A 17,293-nucleotide genomic window follows, 5' to 3' on the forward strand; every position below is an offset into this window, starting at 1 on the left:
GTACCGGCGATTGCCACGGCGCCGGTGCCGCCGTCCACCCTGCGACGCGATATACAATGGCCCGGACCGTTATCGATTACCGTCCGCAAAGGCCCGCCGTGCAAGAACAGCACCCTCTTCCCTTCCTGCGCGAAATCCTGCTGTTCCTGGCCCTGGCCGGCGTCCTGATTCCCACGCTGCAGCGCCTGCGCATCAACCAGGTGCTGGGCTTCCTCGCCGCCGGCGCCCTGCTCGGCCCGTTCGGCCTGGGGCGCCTGGCGCACGACGTGCCCTGGCTCGGCTACCTCACCTTCCCCAACAACGACAACGTCGCCATGCTGGCCGAGCTGGGCGTGCTGTTCCTGATGTTCATGATCGGCCTGGAACTGTCGGCGGCGCGCCTGTGGTCGATGCGGCGCTGGGTGTTCGGCACCGGCAGCGCGCAAGTGCTGCTGTGCGCCACCCTGATCGGCGGCGCGGTGGCGTTGCTGCTGGACGTGCGCCCGGCGGCGGCGCTGGTGCTGGGCCTGGTGCTGTCGCTGTCCTCGACCGCGGTGGTGATGCAGCTGCTGGGCGAGCGCCAGGAGACCGGCACCCGCCTGGGCCAGGCCGCCTTCGCCGTGCTGATGCTGCAGGACCTGGCGGTGGTGCCGATCCTGATCCTGATCGGCGCCCTCGGCGGCGAACATGACGGCATGCACGGCGCCAGTCCTGTCGGCGCGCAGCAGGTCGCCCTGCTCGCCCTCGGCGCCATGGCCAAGGCGGCCGCTGCCATCGCCCTGATCTACCTGGTCGGCGGACGCGTGGTGCACCCGCTGTTCCGCGCTTTTGCCCGCCACCGCCAGCCGGACGTGTTCATGGCCCTGATCCTGCTGTCCACCTTCGGCATCGCCGCACTGTCCTCCATGGCGGGATTGTCGATGGCGCTGGGCGCGCTGATCGCCGGCCTGCTGTTGGCCGAGACCGAATTCAAGCACGAGGTCGAGCTGATGGTCGATCCGTTCAAGGGCCTGCTGATGGGCCTGTTCTTCATGACGGTCGGCATGGGCATGGATGCGCTGCAGGTCTTGCAGGCGCCGCTGTGGCTGGCGTGCGCGGTGCTGCTGCTGGTGCTGCTCAAGGGCGTCGTGATCGCGCCGCTGCTGCGCCTTTCCGGCCTGCCCTGGGGCCGCGCCGTGGAAGGCGGCCTGCTCCTGGGCCAGGGCGGCGAATTCGCCTTCATCGTGATCGGCTATGCGATCGCCGCGCACCTGCTCGACGGCGCCCTGGGCGCACGCGTGATGCTGGCGGTCGGGCTGTCGCTGTTCATCACGCCGCTGCTGGCGCGCATCGGACGCGGCATCGGCGAGCGCGCCGCCGGCCGCGCCCGCGAACGCCAGGCAGAGGCCGACGGCGCCGAACTGGACGCGCTGCGCGGACGGGTGATCATCGCCGGCTTCGGGCGCGTCGGCCAGCAGCTCGGCAAGCTGCTGCAGGCGCAGCAGATCGCCTACGTCGCCTTCGAGAACGACGCCAAGCTGGTATCGAACCTGCACGCCGAGGGCGCGCCGGTCTACTTCGGCAACGCCGCCCGCCCGGAACTGCTGCGCCGCGTGCACGCGGACGAAGCGCCGGCGATCGTGCTGACCATGGACCACCCGGCGTCGGCGCTGCAGGCGGTGCGCGGCATCCGCCGCGAATTCCCGCAGGTGCAGCTGTTCGTGCGCTCGCGCGACGAAAAGCATGCGCGCGCCCTGAAGCGCGCCGGCGCCAGCGTGGTGGTGCCGGAAACGCTCGAAGCCAGCCTGCAATTGTCCGCCTTCGTGCTGGAATCGATGGGGCTGGAGGAACGGCTGGTGGACGGCATCGTCGACCGCGAACGCGAGCGCTTCGCGCAGGCGCTGGCGGCGCAGGCCGACGATCCACGCGAAAGCCGTCAGCTGCGCCGGCAACTGGGCAAGCACCTCAACAACCAGCTCAGGGCGCAGCTCAAAAAGCACCTGGGCCGGCGCCTGCGCCGCTGAAGCTGCCCGGCGACGCCGCTATAATCCCGGCCATAACGATTCGACAAGGGGACAAGATGGCATCCAACAATAACCCGCCGCCCGCCGCGCCGGCGCCGGCGCCGGCGCCGGCGCCGCCAGGCGTGGCCAGGGCGCTCGGCCACATCCGCGTGCTCGACCTGTCGCGCGTACTGGCCGGCCCCTGGTGTTCGCAAAACCTGGCCGACCTCGGCGCCGACGTGATCAAGGTCGAGCGCCCCGGCGCCGGCGACGACACCCGCGCCTGGGGTCCGCCCTACGCGCCCGGTCCGGACGGCCAGCCCACCGGCGAAGCCGCCTACTACCTGTCGGCCAACCGCGGCAAGCGCTCGCTCACGGTCGACATCGCCAGCAGCGCGGGCCAGGCGCTGCTGCGCGAACTCGTGCGCGAATGCGACGTGGTGCTGGAAAACTTCAAGGTCGGGCAGCTGGCGCGCTACGGCCTCGACTACGACACCCTGAAGACGATCAAGCCGGACCTGGTGTACTGCTCGATCACCGGCTTCGGCCAGGACGGCCCGTACGCGCACCGCGCCGGCTACGACTTCCTGATCCAGGGCATGGGCGGGCTGATGTCGATCACCGGCGAGCGCGACGAGCTGCCCGGCGGCGGTCCGCAAAAGGCGGGGGTGGCGCTGACCGACCTGATGACCGGCATGTACGCCACGGTCGCGGTACTGGCGGCGCTGACCCACCGCGACCGCACCGGACAAGGGCAATACATCGACATGGCCCTGCTCGACACGCAGGTGGCGATGCTGGCCAACGTCGGCGCCAACTACCTCAGCAGCGGCAAGCCGCCGAAGCGCTGGGGCAACGCCCACGCCAACATCGTGCCCTACCAGACCTTCGCCTGCAGCGACGGCCACCTGATCGTCGCCACCGGCAACGACGGCCAGTACCGCCGGTTCGTGGAAGCCGGCGGGCGCGCCGACCTGGCGCACGACGCGCGCTTCGCCACCAATCCGCTGCGCGTGCGGAACCGCGACCTGCTGGTGCCGCTGCTGGACGACATGGTGGCGCGCAAGCCGCGCGCCGAATGGCTGGCCCTGCTGGAAGCGGCCGGTGTGCCGTGCGGGCCGATCAACGGCCTGGACGAGGTGTTCGCCGACCCGCAGGTGCAGGCGCGCGGCATGCAGGTCGGGCTGGCGCACCCGCTCGCCGGCGCGGTGCAGCTGGTGCGCAATCCGATCCGGATGTCGGCGACGCCGGCCACCAGCGAGCGGGCGCCGCCGCTGCTCGGCCAGCATACCGACGAGGTGCTGGCCGAGGTGCTGGGCAAGAGCGGCGACGAGATCGCCGCCCTGCGCGCCGATAAAGTCATCTAAGACAAAGGGTATCGAAGACCGTAGCGAGCGGCAGCAGGTTCGACTGAGAAGCGCAGCTGTACGCATGTACAGCGAGCATCGCAAGTTGAACCTGCAACGCGCAGTAGGTTTGCGATGCCCTTTAATGAAGCTTGTGCTTCAGGTCGGATAGCTCGTCATGCACGCGCGTGACGGCGGATTCGACGTTCGCCGGCATGCGCGGCAGGCTGCGGCTGATGCGCTTGGCGTCGTCGCCCATCGACTCCAGGTTGTCGACGCACTCGACGATGCGTTGCTGGTCGTTCGAGCGCATCACGTTCTGCGCCTGCTTCGACTCGCGCGAGAGCTTGTCGATGCAGTCGCGTATTTCGTTGGGCGTATCCTGCGACGAGCGGCATGCCTGCTCGGCCTCGCCGATGGTCTGCTGGATATGCTGGAATCGCTGCTGGATCTCGTTTGCTTGCAACATGACGTTCTCCTTGCATTGATGAGTTCCCCGCATCGACCTGACGCAGGACCGGACCGACATGCTAGTCCCGTCGGCGCACGCGGGGCGCACGGGTTGACCGGGTCTGGCCTGCGTGCAATAGTGACTTTCTTTCTTGCCCACGGACGTCCCGCATGCGCTCTTTCGCCGTTTCACGTACTGTCGCCGCCTCGCTCTGCCTCGCCGCTTCCCTGCCGCTGCCGGCCGCCAGCGCCGGCGCCCAGTCCATCGATGCCGTCGCCGCCCGCATCAGCGCGCAATCGCTGCGCGGCCACCTGTCCTTTCTCGCGTCCGACCTGCTCGAAGGACGCGGCACGCCCTCGCGCGGCCAGGACCTGGCGGCCGAATACATCGCCGCCCAGTTCCGCCGCGCCGGCCTGGAACCGGCCGGCGACGACGGCTACTTCCAGACCTCGGAGCGGCAATACGCCGAGCGCGACATGACCCGGTTCAGCTTCACGGTGCAGGCCGGCGGCCGTGCCGTGCCGATCCCGGCCGGCGCGGTCGACCTGCGCCTGCGCGACGCCCTGGCCTTGCAGGACGTGCCGGTGGTGTCGATGCTCTGGGCCGAGGCGATGGCGGATGCGGCGCGCGCCGACGGCAAGCTGCTGGTGCTGGCCATGCCGGCCGACCGCCGCGCCGCCTATGCCGACCTGGGCAAGTTCAAGGGCAAGCCGGCGCTGCTGGTGCTGGTCGACGCCGGCAAGCAGTCCGGCAGCGGCGTCAACGGCTGGCTGGTGGAGGAAGACGGCGCCACACCCGCAGGCGGCATGCAGCGCATGCTGACGGTCTACGGCGCCGACGCCGCGGCCGCGCTGGGCGCGCCCGGCGCCAGCGCATCCGTGACGGTGCCGGCACCGGGCACGCGCACGGTCAGGCTGCGCAACGTGGCCGGCGTGCTGCGCGGGTCCGACCCGGTGCTGAAGAACACCTACGTCATGCTGACGGCGCACTACGATCACCTCGGCATCCGCAACGGCGACATCTACAACGGCGCCAACGACGACGGCAGCGGCACGGTATCCGTGATCGAGATCGCGGCGGCGCTGGCGGCGGACAGCAAGCGGCCGCGCCGCAGCATGGTCTTCATGACCTTCTTCGGTGAAGAGCTCGGGCTGGTCGGCTCGCGCCACTACGGCAAGCACCCGCTGTTCCCGTTCAAGGACACGGTGGCCGACATCAACCTGGAACAGATCGGCCGCACCGACGACAACGAAGGCACGCGCCTGCGCACCGCCAACCTCACCGGCTTCGACTACTCGACCGTCCCCGCCGCGCTGCAGCGCGCCGGCAAGCGCTTCGGCGTGACGCTGTGGAAGCACAAGGAAAACAGCGACCGTTATTTTGCCCACAGCGACAACCAGTCGCTGGCCGACGCCGGCGTGCCGGCGCACACGCTGTCGGTGGCGTACGCCTTCCCGGACTACCATGGCAAGGACGACGACTGGCAAAAGGTCGACTACGACAACATGGCGCGCATCGACCGCACCGTCGCGGCCGGCCTGCTGCGCATCGCCAACGACCGTACGGCGCCGAAGTGGACCGACGCGCCGAACGCGGCGAAGTACAGGGAGGCGGCGAAAAAGCTCAAAGTAGAAAAGTAATCGTGCGCTTGCAACCGGCTCGAATGAGGGCCGCGCAACCTGAACCGTCGTCCCCGCGCAGGCGGGGACCCATGCACAGCAACAGAATTCGATACACTGGAAGTGACGCTGATTTTTCCAGATGATCGATTCTGGAAACTCAGCATGGGTCCCCGCCTGCGCGGGGACGACGCGCATCTGCTGGTGGCAATCGCGGCTGCCGGCAAAACGCCTATTGCAGCCGCCTATCGCAGCCGCCCACGCACCAACCTCGCGCCAACCTACACCTGGCTCGCCGCACTCCCCGCCACATTCGCCGGCAGCGGCGCCAACCCGCGCAGCCGCAAGGCCACCAGCAGCGCCGCACCCAGGATCACCCCCAGCAGCGCCACCACGCCGCTCCAGCCGCCGTGCGCCCACACCACGCCGGCCAGCCAGCCGACCACGCTCGACCCGAGGTAGTAGAAGAACAGGTACAGCGCCGACGCCAGCGCCTGCGGCGCTCGTGCGCGCCGGCCGACCCAGCTGCTGGCCACCGAGTGCGAGGCGAAGAAGCCGAAGGTGAACAGGCCGACGCCGACCACGATCGCCGGCATTGACGGCAGCAGCGTCAGCAGCAGGCCGGCGAACATCGCCAGCATCACCAGCCACAGCACGTTGCGCCGGCCCAGGCGGTCGGCCAGCTTGCCGGCCCAGACCGAGCTGAAGATGCCGAGCAGGTACAGCACCGAAAGCGCCCCGACCGCGCTCTGGCGCAGCGCGAACGGCGGCGCCAGCAGGCGGTAGCCGATGTAGTTGTACAGGCTGACGAAGCAGCCCATCAGCAGGAAGGACAGGGAAAACAGCCACGGCAGTCCGGCGTCGCCCATGTGGCGCGCGGTGCCGTTGACCAGCGCGCGCCAGCCGCCCTGCCCCGCATGCCAGTTGCGCGAGGCCGGCAGGCTGCGGTTGAATTCGAAGGCCGCGTACAGCCCGGCCACGCCCATGGCGCCGACCGCCACGCGCCAGTCCCAGAAATCGCTGATCACCGAGGCCAGCACCCGCCCCGCCATGCCGCCGAAGGCGCTGCCGCCGATGTACAGGCCCATCGAATGGCCCAGCGAGGGGCCGTCGATCTCTTCGCTCAGGTAGGCCATCGCCAGCGCCGGCATCCCGCCCAGCAGCAGGCCGAGCAGGAAGCGCAGCACCAGCAACTGGCCGAAGTCCCGGGCGAAGGCGGCCAGCAGCGTCAGGACGCCGCCGGCGAACATCGAGGCCGCCATCAGGGGCTTGCGGCCGTATTTTTCGGACACCACGCTGGACGCCAGCAGCGACACCGCCAGCGCGCCGGTGGCGACCGACAGCGCCAGGCTGCTCTGGGCGGGCGTCAAGGCGAAATCGTGCGACAGCAGCGGCATCAGCGGCTGCACGCAGTACAGCAATGCGAAGGTGGAAAAGCCGCCGAACACCATGGCGCGGTTGATGCGTTTGAAGTCCGCGCTGCCGGCGGCGATGCGAGTGTGAGGCATGGAAAGTCCCGGGTCGATGCGGGTCATGATAGCCGCAATCATGACTGGGCATGTCCATACGGCCCGTTCGGGCGACGTGCCGGTCGGACGCCGGATGGACGAAAATCCGTCCACCCGGCGTCGACGTCACGGGTACTCGGCGTCGATCTCGGAACCGGCGTAGTTTTCCAGCTCGACGAACAGCTGCTGCACCGGCATCGTCCCGGCGATGTTGCGCACCAGCGCGCCGTCGCGCAGGCCGGCGATGCGTTCGGCCACCACCGCCCGGTGCGCCGTCGGCAGGCGCTCCAGGAACGCCGCCCAGCCGGCCTCGAAGTCCGGCCGCGTCTTGCGCACGGTGGCCACGAAGCGCTCGAACTCCTTGTGCCCGGTGCGCGCCACGATGCGCCCGCCGCCCTCGATCGCGAACACCGCCGCCAGCGCGATCACGCCCTCGGCGTTCAGGTCCGGGTCCTTGACCGCGCCGTCCCAGTGGCTGCGGCGCAGCCATTCGGCGGCGCGCACGATCGCCTGCACGCCTTCGCGCTGCTTCAGCTGGCCCAGGTAGCGCTCGTAGCCGGACCAGGTCTCGGTCGGCTCGGCGTAGCACAGGTCGACGAACAGTTCCTTCAAACGCCGCTGCGCGTACACCGGGTCCTTGTCGTATTCGCCGACCAGCGTGTCTTCCGGCAGCGCCGCCAGTTCGCGCACCAGCCGGAAGCCCTGCTGGAACACCAGCTCGGCGCCCTCGCCGACCAGTACCCGGATGGCGGCTTCGTCGCCCACGTCCTCTTCCTCGTCGCCGACCAGGTATTCCAGCCCGAGCGACATGCCGCCCACGGTCAGCAGCTGGGCGCGCTGGATGCCCTCGGCGGTGCGGTCGTTGGTGAACTTCTCGGCCACCATCGCGGTGATGCCGGCCAGTTCGTCGGCCAGCGCCGCGGCCTCGTCGGCGCTGGCCTTGGCCGGCAGCAGGCGGATCGCGCGCACCAGCCGCGGCAGCTTCTCGATGACGATCGACGGCAGCATCGTTGCCTGGCCCCCGCTCACGAGAAGATGTCCGAACCCAGGCTGCGGCGCGTGCTGCGCTTGGGCGTGGTGCGCACCGACGGCACCTGCTTGCGCAGGCGGTACAGCAGTTCGCGCGTGCCGCGCTGCTGGAATTCCGGTTCCTCGTCCGGATCGTCCGGCAGCTCGACATCGGCCAGGTCGGCGGTGTTGCGGTATTCCGGGAACAATTCCAGCAGCGAGCGCTGCCAGCCGTCCTCGCTGGCCTTGGCCAGGTCGACCGCCAGCGGCACGATGTCGCTGTCCGACGTCGTGTGCACGTTGATGTGCGGGCCGCGGTTGTTGATCTCGCCGGCCACTTCCAGGATCTCGCGCGGCGCCAGCGACCACAGGATCGCGAACGCGGTGGCGCCATGGTCGGTGCTCGACGCCGCCTCCAGCAGCTCGTGGCGGCGCTCCTCGTCGTCGTTGGCGTAGACCACGCCGTGGATGTGGTTGAACAGGTTCTCGGCGATGCGCTCGGGATCGTCCTCGATCATGTTGTCCGGCCAGGTCGCGGCCAGGTAGGCCAGGCTTTCGGCCCAGGCCTTGGGCGGCACCAGCAGCGTCGCCAGCGAGGTCTTGGCGCCGTCGAAGCCGGCCAGGTGCAGCGCGGTGACCTGCGGCGGCAGGGTCGACAGCACCTCGGCCACCGCATAGTCGCCGTGTTCGTCGGCGGCCTGCGAAAACGCTTCCTCGGCATGCTGCAGCGAGCCGGCCAGCACCAGTTCGCTGACCTGCTTCGTCAGCGCCGGCAGGTTGGCTTTGTTGTCGTCGCTCATTCGCGCTCGCCTCCGTCCTGGTCGAACAGATGGGTGAAGTCGTCGCCTGCCGCGCCTTCGTCCAGGTCGTCGTCGTCGCCCTCGTCGCCCTTGGCCAGCTGGTCGAGCGACTGGTCGTCGTCTTCCCAGCGCGCCTGGTTCTTGTACAAAAAGGCGGTGACGATGGCCTGGCGCGCCAGTTCCGGGTGGTTCTCGCAGATCGACGCGTACATCGCCTTGCCCTCGCCTTCCTCATCGCCGCCGTTGCCGTCGCAATTGGCCATGGCGAACACGCGCGCCGGATCGCCGTTGCCTTCGTAGTCCAGCGCTTCGCGCGCCAGGCCTTTCGGGTCGGTGAAGCGGATCTTGTCGACCAGCGCGAAGGCCATCATGTTGACGTCGTCCAGGCCGTGGCCGTCCGCGTATTCGGATACCAGGGCCTGCACCATCATGTCGTAGTTCTTGCGGTTGGGCGGATCGCCCAGGGTGCCGTCGATCTGGCCTTCCAGTTCACGCGATTGAAAGGCGAATTCGGGGTGTACTTTTTTCATGGTGATCTATTTGTATTCGTTGATATACCGGCTGTTCAGGCATGCAGGTTCACGCCGTTCAGCGCGAACAGGGAGCGCCACAATTCGAACGCCTCCCCTTCCGCATCCAGCACGATGCGGTGATTGACGCTCTGGTTGTATTCCTCGCGCTTGGCGCGGTCGGACAGGATCTCGTAGGCCTTGGTGACCGCCTTGAAACGCGCTTCCGCGCCCGGCGCCTGATTCCGGTCCGGGTGATAGCGCATCGCCAGCGAGCGATAAACCTTCTTGATGTCGTCGTCGGTGGCGTTCGGCGCGACGCCGAGGATCGCGTATAAATTTTCCACTTGGAAGTCTCCAGCCTGATGCCGAAAAAATGGCAAACCGCGATTATCCTACACAACGCCCGATTACAAACAATGCGCGGGCGAAGCGCAGCCTCGACCCGACTATGCGCCGGCCATATCGGGCCGACCGTGCGCCTCCCCACACAGCGGCCCGATGCCGTCCCTTCTACGGTAAAATGCCAGGAATCTTACCCATCTAAAACTAGTTTCCATGAGCAACGACAAGAACTCCGCGGCGCCCAGCCCGTCGGCGGCGCCGTCTTCGAATTTCGTGCGGTCGATCGTCGACGCCGACCTGGCCGCCGGCACCCACAGCCGCCCCGGCATGCCTTCGGTCATCACCCGCTTCCCGCCGGAGCCGAACGGCTACCTGCACGTCGGCCACGCCAAGTCGATCTGCCTGAACTTCGGCCTGGCGCGCGACTACCAGGGCCGCTGCCACCTGCGTTTCGACGACACCAATCCGGAAAAGGAAGACCAGGAATACGTCGACACGATCATGGACAGCGTCAAGTGGCTCGGCTTTTCGTGGGAGCAAGGCGGCCAGGAATACCTGCACTACGCCAGCGACTACTTCGGCAAGCTGTACGAGATGGCCGAGTACCTGATCAAGACCGGCAAGGCCTACGTCGACAGCCAGAGCGCCGAGGAGATGGCGAAAAACCGCGGCAACTTCGGCACGCCGGGCACCAACTCGCCGTTCCGCGACCGTCCGGCGGACGAGTCGCTGCAATTGTTCCGCGACATGAAGGCCGGCAAGTACAAGGACGGCGAACACATCCTGCGCGCCAAGATGAGCGAGGATGCGATGGCCTCGCCGATCATGACCAACCGCGACCCGGCGCTGTATCGCATCCGCCACGCGCACCACCACCGCACCGGCGACGAGTGGTGCATCTACCCGATGTACGACTACACGCACCCGATCTCGGATGCGCTGGAAGACATCACCCACTCGCTGTGCACGCTGGAATTCACCGACCACCGCCCGTTCTACGACTGGCTGGTCGAGACCCTGGCCGAGGGCGGCTTCTTCACGCGTCCGGTGCCGCGCCAGTACGAATTCTCGCGCCTGAACTTGACCTACGTCGTTACCTCCAAGCGCAAGCTGCGCCAGCTGGTGGACGACGGCGTCGTCGCCGGCTGGGACGACCCGCGCATGCCGACCATCGTCGGCCTGCGCCGCCGCGGCTACACGCCGGAAGCGATCCAGCTGTTCTGCGAGCGCATCGGCGTTTCGAAGGCCGACGGCTGGATCGACATGAGCACGCTGGAAGGCGCGCTGCGCGACGACCTCGACCCGAAGGCGCCGCGCGCGATCGCCGTGCTGCGTCCATTGAAGCTGATCGTCGACAATTTCCCGGAAGGCGACACGGTCGAGTGCAACGCCCCGGTCCACCCGCACCATCCGGAATGGGGCACCCGCTCCTTCCCGTTCACCAGGGAACTGTGGATCGAGCAAGAAGACTTCATGGAAACCCCCACCAAGGGCTACTTCCGCTTCACGCCGCCGAGCGCCGACAAGCCGGGCGCGCGCGTGCGCCTGAAATACGGCTTCGTGGCCGAGTGCACCGGCTTCGACAAGGACGAGCACGGCAACGTCACCGCCGTGCACGTGAACTATTTCCCGGACTCGAAATCGGGCACGCCCGGCGCCGACAACTACAAGGTCAAGGGCAACATCACCTGGGTCAGCGCCTCGCACGCGCTGGCCGCCGAGGTGCGCCTGTACGACCGCCTGTTCCTGGAAGCGCAACCGGATGCCGGCGGCAAGGATTTCATGAGCGCGCTGAACCCGAACGCGCTGGAAACCGTGAACGCCTTCGTCGAACCGGGCTTGCAGGATGCCGCGGCCGACCAGCGCTTCCAGTTCGAGCGCCACGGTTACTTCGTGGCCGACCGTGTGGATTCGGTGGCGGGCAAGCCGGTGTTCAACCGGGTGACGACCTTGAAGGATAGCTGGGGCAAGTGAGACCCGGTTGCCTTGGACGGGAAACCGAAGCCCGATGCAGAGGATGCATCGGGCTTTTTTACGCTCGTTGCCATGCCTTATTTCTGTTGTACAACAACTGCAGCGGCTTCCGATCTTTGATCGTACACAACTCTCCAACCTGCTAGGTTCGCTGCTTACCGTAAATGCGTAAGTTGCAGGGAGTTAATCCCCTTTTCCGGCATCCATTGCCGCGATAATGTTTCCGGGAGTTGCCATGCCGTCCGTGCTGCGTGATGCGTTTTCGATTACCCGCATCTCGTTCTGGGTTGGTGCAGTGGTGTCCTCACTGATCGGTAGTTCGCTATACATTTTTACCCAGCGATCGATCGAAAGCGATGCTCAGGAACGTTTCAACAACCACGTGAAGTATGCGCAGAGCGTGGTCAGCGTACGTGTCAAGTCATATACCGACCTGCTACGCGGGACCGCCAGTATGCTGCAAAGCCTGGAAAAACCCACGCATCGTTACTTTCACGAATACGTGCATGGACTACAACTGGAGAAGAATTTTCCTGCGATCGCGGGTGTGAATTTCGCCTTTTACGTCACCGAGCGCCAGCGTCCGGCTTTCATGGCCGAGTTGCGCAATGAGATGCACGGCTACTTGAAAGCACCGCCGCCATTGGATGTTTCTCCTCCCGGTCCGCGCACTGCCTACCTGATCATTTCATATATTGAGCCGGATTTATTCAGCACAGGTCATTACGGAACCGACCTGATGGCCAATCGCTTTTTCGGCAAGCGCCTGATCCAGGAGCGCGATGACGGCACGATACATGCGACAGGCACGCCGATTCCCGTTCTTTCCAAACCAAACGATGCACACCTGGGGATACGCATGCCGGTCTATCGCTTCGGCGCGCCGACTGGAACGATCGAACAACGCCGTGCCGCTTACATGGGATCCCTCGGAATCGCGGTTAGCCTCCCCAAATTGCTGCATGGCGTGATCGATGAAATTCCTATTTCAGGCGTACGGATGACACTCTATGATGTCGGAAATGGTTTCGACATCAATGGAAGAGAGATTACAGATCACCCGCTGGCATTGTTCGATAGCCGGGGAAGCATAAACGATCCCACGCCACCCCTCGACCGCGGTACGGACATGTTTTTTACCACGCTGCCTTTGGACTTCAATGGCCGTCCATGGAAGATCGTCTACAGCGTGCCAAAGTATGCTCTGCACACCGATTTCGATGACTACTACCCGAAAATGGTGATGTCGTTCGGGTTCATAGGGTCCATGCTGTTGTATGCATTGCTGCGCATGCTGACGTCATCGCGCCGAGCCGCACTGGTATTGGCCCAGGAGATGACCAGCGAGTTACGTGAAAGTCAAAACAAACTGCAGCTCTCTCATCAAAAATTACGCCGCCTGGCCGACCACGCCTATCAAATCAAAGAATTGGAACGGAAACGGATTGCTCGGGAAATTCATGACGACCTGGGTCAGAATTTGCTGGCACTACGCATCGAAGCAGAAATGCTGTCCTCGCGCACAAAAGGCACTCAGAGACTGCTCCACAAGAGGGCTCGAGCAACTCTCATACAGATCGACACCACAATCAAGAGTGTTCGCCAGATCATCAACGATTTGCGTCCAACTGTGCTCGACCTGGGATTGTCAGCCGCCGTCGAATGGCAAGTCAACCAGTTCCAGCGCCGCACCGGTATTCGATGCGAAGTAAATGATGAGCACGGCGAAATTTCCTTGCCTGATCACTGTGCCACCGCTTTTTTTCGCATATTACAAGAATCGCTTACGAATATCGTGCGACATGCGAACGCAACCAGAGTAGTGGTCGATTTGAGACTGACCAGCGGGTGGCTGTCGATGACTGTGAGGGATAACGGCTGCGGCCTGCCCCCTGGAGGACGCAATAAATACGGTTCTTTCGGACTGGTCGGCATTGAAGAGCGCGTATTGATCCTCGGCGGCACTTGTGCAGTATTCAGCGAACCTGCCGGTGGGACCACCGTGATGGTATCAGCACCCGTGTCAGACCCTTTTCCAACTACTATTCCAGAACAAAACGAACGTTCGGTCGGTTCGGCAGTTATCTGAAGTTTACTTCCTTGCTGTATCCCTTCCGGCAACGCCGTGCCTACGGCGTCGCCTGCCACGATTTTCACGCCCCCGTGTAGCGCTCGAATAACACTTTCTCGAAAATTGACGTAGCGCAAGCTGCCCAATTGTTGCCTACATTAAATTGACTACAGGTAACACAGGTCAGCAAAAATCTGTGCTTCCTCAAAGGAACTTGAAAATCCGCATACAATTTTCTTGATAACTGAAGGAGAACGTTTTATGGAAAATAGAGCGAGACTACAGACCATCAAGGTTACTTACAGTCGGATTTTCGAAGCACTTCTGATAAAAGCGGCAGAAATGGAGGGTAACTACATTATTGTGGACATTCGTACGAGGATTTGCAGTACCAATAACTAGGGAAGCAGTACATAAAGCAGCTCACTACAAAATGAGGATGACCATGAACGCGAATAACCTGTTTAAAGCAACAATGGAACTCGATCTGGAACCGATCAAAAGCAAACTGATGCATGTCGAGTCCGGAGAAGGCTGGAGCCTGGAAAAGACGGCAGCGGTGGAAAAAGAATATCGCCGTTTCCTGTGTGTGATGAAAATGTACCCTGACGAAGATACTGCTCCGCTCGTCGATGTGGACACGTTCTGGCACTACCACATCCTCGATACGATGAAGTATGCCGCCGACTGCCAGCAGTTCTTCGGTTATTTTCTGCATCACTACCCGTATGTCGGTATGCGCGGCGATGATGACGAACAGTTCCGCGTCGACAGCGGCGAGCGCATGCGCACGTTGTACGAAGCGACCTTCGGCGAAGATTATCCGGGTGCGCGTGCAGATAACCGTGCCGCCGCATACTGCGCAGGCCCGCATATCAGTGCAATGCCTACTCATGGCGACGGTGCTGTCAGCGGCGACACCGCCTACTGCGCCGGTCCACACATCGGCAAGCTGGCCGCAAGCGGCGACAGCGCCGTCAGCGGCGACACCGCCTACTGCGCCGGTCCACACATCGGCAAGCTAGCCGCAAGCGGCGACAGCGCCGTCAGCGGCGACACCGCCTACTGCGCCGGTCCTCACATCGGCAAGCTGGCCGCAAGCGGCGACAGCGCCGTCAGCGGCGACACCGCCTACTGCGCCGGTCCTCACATCGGCAAGCTGGCCGCACGCGGCGACGGTGCCGTCAGCGGCGGCACCGCCTACTGTGCCGGTCCGCATATCGGCAAGCTGGCCGCACGCGGCGACGGTGCCGTCAGCGGCGGCACCGCCTACTGTGCCAGTCCGCATATCGGCAAAGTGGTCGCACTCGGCGACGGCGCCGTCAGCGGAGATACTGCCTACTGCGCCGGTCCGCACATCGGCAAGCTGGCTGCACGCGGCGACGGCGCTGTCAGCGGAGATACTGCTTACTGCGCCGGCCCGCACATCGGAAAAAGGCCCACCCATAAGGAACATCTGATCGCTTGACTGCAATATCGTAATTCCGTGTCACGAAACAACAAATGATTTATAAAAGTCATCATCTTCCAAACAATAGCACCGGGAATTTGTGACTCAACGACATAAGAATTTTCCGATTCATTGCTACAGTTTTACTGTATTAACCCAGCCCGTCCTCATAAGACGGGCTTTTTATTGCCAATGTCTTAAACAAATATTCAGAATGCTTAGGTACCGTTATCGATGCACACTAAACCACACTATCAGATCTTTGACAACTCTCTTCATCGCCAGCTCTAGCATGCGAATGGATCAGTTAAATTTAGAAAACCTTCTGTTAACAAAATTTTAGCTTTAATGACATAAATTTAGTGCTTTTTTAAAGCTAAGACGGATAGATCGAAATTAATCCAGAGAGGACAACTGTTGGCAGAAAATTCACGAATTAACTATCGATGAGGAAACCAAATGAGTGAGAACATTTTTTTTCAGACGGTATTCGCGGCAGTTATGGAAATCGACCTTGATCGGATCAAGTTCAAGCTCATGCACGCCGAGTCAGGCGAAGGCTGGAGTCAGAAAAAAACGGACTCGGTCGAAAAAGAATATCGCCGATTTCTGTGCCTGATGAAGATGTACCCTGACGAAGACACTTCACCGCTGATGGATATTGATACCTTCTGGCATTACCATATTCTAGACACGATGAAATATGCACTCGATTGCGAAAAGGTATTCGGCTATTTCCTGCATCACTATCCATACGTCGGCCTGCGTAGTGGGAACGATATCCAATTCCGTGTCGACAGCGGAGAACGGATGCGTGTGTTATATGAAATGACATTCGGCGAAGCGTATATCAAGCCGGAAGTCACTGACGCAGCAACTCAAGCAGCGGCATTTTGTGCCGGCCCCCATGCAGAAACAGCATTCTGTGCAGGACCGCATAATTCAAATCAACCGGTTCGCGTAAACGCCGATACCGCGTTTTGCGCGGGACCACATGCCGAACTGGCATTCTGCGCCGGGCCGCACGGACGTGCCCTTCCAGCCACGACCGACAGAACGCTCGATGCCGCTACTGCTTTTTGTGCCGGACCACATGTAAAAACCGCGTTCTGTGCCGGTCCACACATCCATACGTCACCTTCCCATGCACACAGCGGCCCCAATACTGCCATGGCGTTTTGTGCAGGTCCGCATGCGCAAACGGCGTTCTGTGCTGGCCCACATATCGAAAAAAGAGACTTGAACAACGCTACCATCCCAAAATCCGGATCCAACTAAGGCATCGAGGCGTCATGCATCGATATTGCATTTCATGACGCCTGTTGTTGCCTGATCTGTTCCATCCCTCCTTCAAGAGACGGATTTTTCGCCCCCTGCAGCGCCACCTCCACCCGCGGATACCGCAAGCGCGCCCCCAGTTCGCGCTTGATACGCCCGTTCACCAGCCGGCGCGACTCCGACATGAACGACAACTGCATGGCCGACACCGTCCGCTCCAGCTCGGCGCGCGACACCCGCGGCGCGCGCGCCATGCCGAAGGCGTCGGCCACGGCATCGAAGTACTCGCCCATCTTCATGCGCGTGTCGTCGCAGGCGTTGTAGGCGCGCCCGGCGCCGCCGCGGAACAGCGCCAGGAACGCCAGGTAGGCCAGGTCGTCGGCGTGGATATGATTGGTGTACACGTCCTCGTCGTGCGCCAGCGCCGGCGTGGCGCGCCGCAGGCGTTCCAGCGGCAGGCGGTCGGCGGCGTAGATGCCGGGCGCGCGCAGGATCGCCACGCTGCCGCGCGCGGCCAGTGCCCAGGCGCGCAAAACCTGCTCGGCGTCGACCCGGCGCCGCGCCCTGGCGTTGCGCGGCCGGCGCGGCGCGCTCTCGTCCGTCAAGGCGCCGCCACGGTCGCCGTAGACGCCGGTCGTACTTATATAAACCACGCGCGCGCCCTCGGGTAGAATGGCGGTCAAATTTCGCGTGCGCACATCCAGCTCCCCCTGCTGCTGCGGCGGCGCCAGGTGCACCACGTGCTGCGCCAGGCCGCGCAGGCGCGCCAGGGTGCGCGGCCGGTCGAGGTCGGCAACGATGGGGATGGCGCCGGCGGCGCGCAGCTCGGCGCGGCGCTCCGGCTGGCTGGTGACGGCAAACACGCGAAAGCGCCGCGTCACCCACGGCAGCAGGCGCATGCCGACATCGCCGCAGCCCACGACCAGCAGGCGCGGCTTGTAAAACCTGACATTCTTATTTGTATTCATTCGAG

General features: G+C 63.9%; 14 protein-coding genes. 7 read left to right on the plus strand and 7 right to left on the minus strand.

Annotated features, from left to right (window positions below; translation table 11 throughout):
• The first annotated feature begins 98 nt into the window (after positions 1-98).
• Positions 99-1,982 (plus strand): cation:proton antiporter domain-containing protein, encoded by a 1,884-nt coding sequence (locus HH212_RS01705; protein WP_211172440.1) that lies wholly within the window; start codon positions 99-101, stop codon positions 1,980-1,982.
• A gap of 56 nt (positions 1,983-2,038) precedes the next feature.
• A complete protein-coding gene (locus tag HH212_RS01710; protein WP_169433805.1) occupies positions 2,039-3,328 on the plus strand; it encodes a CaiB/BaiF CoA transferase family protein in 1,290 nt (429 codons plus the stop codon).
• A 121-nt stretch (positions 3,329-3,449) separates the two neighbouring features.
• Here the strand turns inward: HH212_RS01710 and HH212_RS01715 are convergent, their stop codons facing one another.
• Positions 3,450-3,776 (minus strand): hypothetical protein, encoded by a 327-nt coding sequence (locus HH212_RS01715; protein ID WP_169433806.1) that lies wholly within the window; start codon positions 3,774-3,776, stop codon positions 3,450-3,452.
• A gap of 152 nt (positions 3,777-3,928) precedes the next feature.
• Here HH212_RS01715 and HH212_RS01720 point away from each other — a divergent pair, with 152 nt between their 5' ends.
• The gene (locus HH212_RS01720) at positions 3,929-5,398 is read left to right on the plus strand and encodes a M28 family peptidase (RefSeq protein ID WP_169433807.1); all 1,470 of its coding nucleotides are present in this window, start codon (positions 3,929-3,931) and stop codon (positions 5,396-5,398) included.
• Positions 5,399-5,658: 260 nt separating this feature from the next.
• Here the strand turns inward: HH212_RS01720 and HH212_RS01725 are convergent, their stop codons facing one another.
• The 5 genes from HH212_RS01725 to HH212_RS01745 all read right to left on the minus strand — a co-directional run bounded on the left by HH212_RS01725 (position 5,659) and on the right by HH212_RS01745 (position 9,549).
• Positions 5,659-6,885, minus strand: a complete 1,227-nt coding sequence (locus HH212_RS01725; protein ID WP_229217515.1) for an MFS transporter — start codon at positions 6,883-6,885, stop codon at positions 5,659-5,661.
• A 126-nt stretch (positions 6,886-7,011) separates the two neighbouring features.
• The gene (locus HH212_RS01730) at positions 7,012-7,893 is read right to left on the minus strand and encodes a hypothetical protein (protein WP_170205202.1); all 882 of its coding nucleotides are present in this window, start codon (positions 7,891-7,893) and stop codon (positions 7,012-7,014) included.
• A 17-nt stretch (positions 7,894-7,910) separates the two neighbouring features.
• Positions 7,911-8,693, minus strand: coding sequence for a hypothetical protein (locus HH212_RS01735; protein ID WP_169433809.1), 783 nt, complete (start codon positions 8,691-8,693; stop codon positions 7,911-7,913).
• Complete coding sequence (locus tag HH212_RS01740) at positions 8,690-9,223, minus strand: hypothetical protein (protein ID WP_169433810.1); 534 nt, start codon at positions 9,221-9,223, stop codon at positions 8,690-8,692. The genes HH212_RS01735 and HH212_RS01740 overlap by 4 nt, the downstream gene beginning before the upstream one ends.
• A gap of 35 nt (positions 9,224-9,258) precedes the next feature.
• Positions 9,259-9,549, minus strand: coding sequence for a DnaJ domain-containing protein (locus HH212_RS01745; RefSeq protein WP_169433811.1), 291 nt, complete (start codon positions 9,547-9,549; stop codon positions 9,259-9,261).
• Positions 9,550-9,760: 211 nt separating this feature from the next.
• On the opposite strand from HH212_RS01745, the gene HH212_RS01750 reads away from it, so the two are divergent.
• From HH212_RS01750 to HH212_RS01765, 4 genes are all read left to right on the plus strand, one after another.
• Positions 9,761-11,521 (plus strand): glutamine--tRNA ligase/YqeY domain fusion protein, encoded by a 1,761-nt coding sequence (locus HH212_RS01750; protein ID WP_169433812.1) that lies wholly within the window; start codon positions 9,761-9,763, stop codon positions 11,519-11,521.
• A gap of 235 nt (positions 11,522-11,756) precedes the next feature.
• Entirely contained in the window at positions 11,757-13,610 is a 1,854-nt protein-coding gene (locus HH212_RS01755; protein WP_169433813.1) for a sensor histidine kinase, read from the plus strand.
• A 427-nt stretch (positions 13,611-14,037) separates the two neighbouring features.
• Positions 14,038-15,060 (plus strand): glycine-rich domain-containing protein, encoded by a 1,023-nt coding sequence (locus HH212_RS01760; protein WP_211172441.1) that lies wholly within the window; start codon positions 14,038-14,040, stop codon positions 15,058-15,060.
• Positions 15,061-15,501: 441 nt separating this feature from the next.
• Positions 15,502-16,320 carry a glycine-rich domain-containing protein gene (locus HH212_RS01765; RefSeq protein WP_169433814.1) on the plus strand — a complete coding sequence of 273 codons (819 nt, stop codon included), beginning with the start codon at positions 15,502-15,504 and terminating at the stop codon, positions 16,318-16,320.
• A gap of 32 nt (positions 16,321-16,352) precedes the next feature.
• Here the strand turns inward: HH212_RS01765 and HH212_RS01770 are convergent, their stop codons facing one another.
• Positions 16,353-17,288, minus strand: coding sequence for an NAD-dependent epimerase/dehydratase family protein (locus tag HH212_RS01770; protein ID WP_169433815.1), 936 nt, complete (start codon positions 17,286-17,288; stop codon positions 16,353-16,355).
• Between the last annotated feature and the right edge of the window lie 5 nt (positions 17,289-17,293).

It is taken from the genome of Massilia forsythiae (genome assembly GCF_012849555.1).
GTDB lineage: Bacteria > Pseudomonadota > Gammaproteobacteria > Burkholderiales > Burkholderiaceae_D > Telluria > Telluria forsythiae.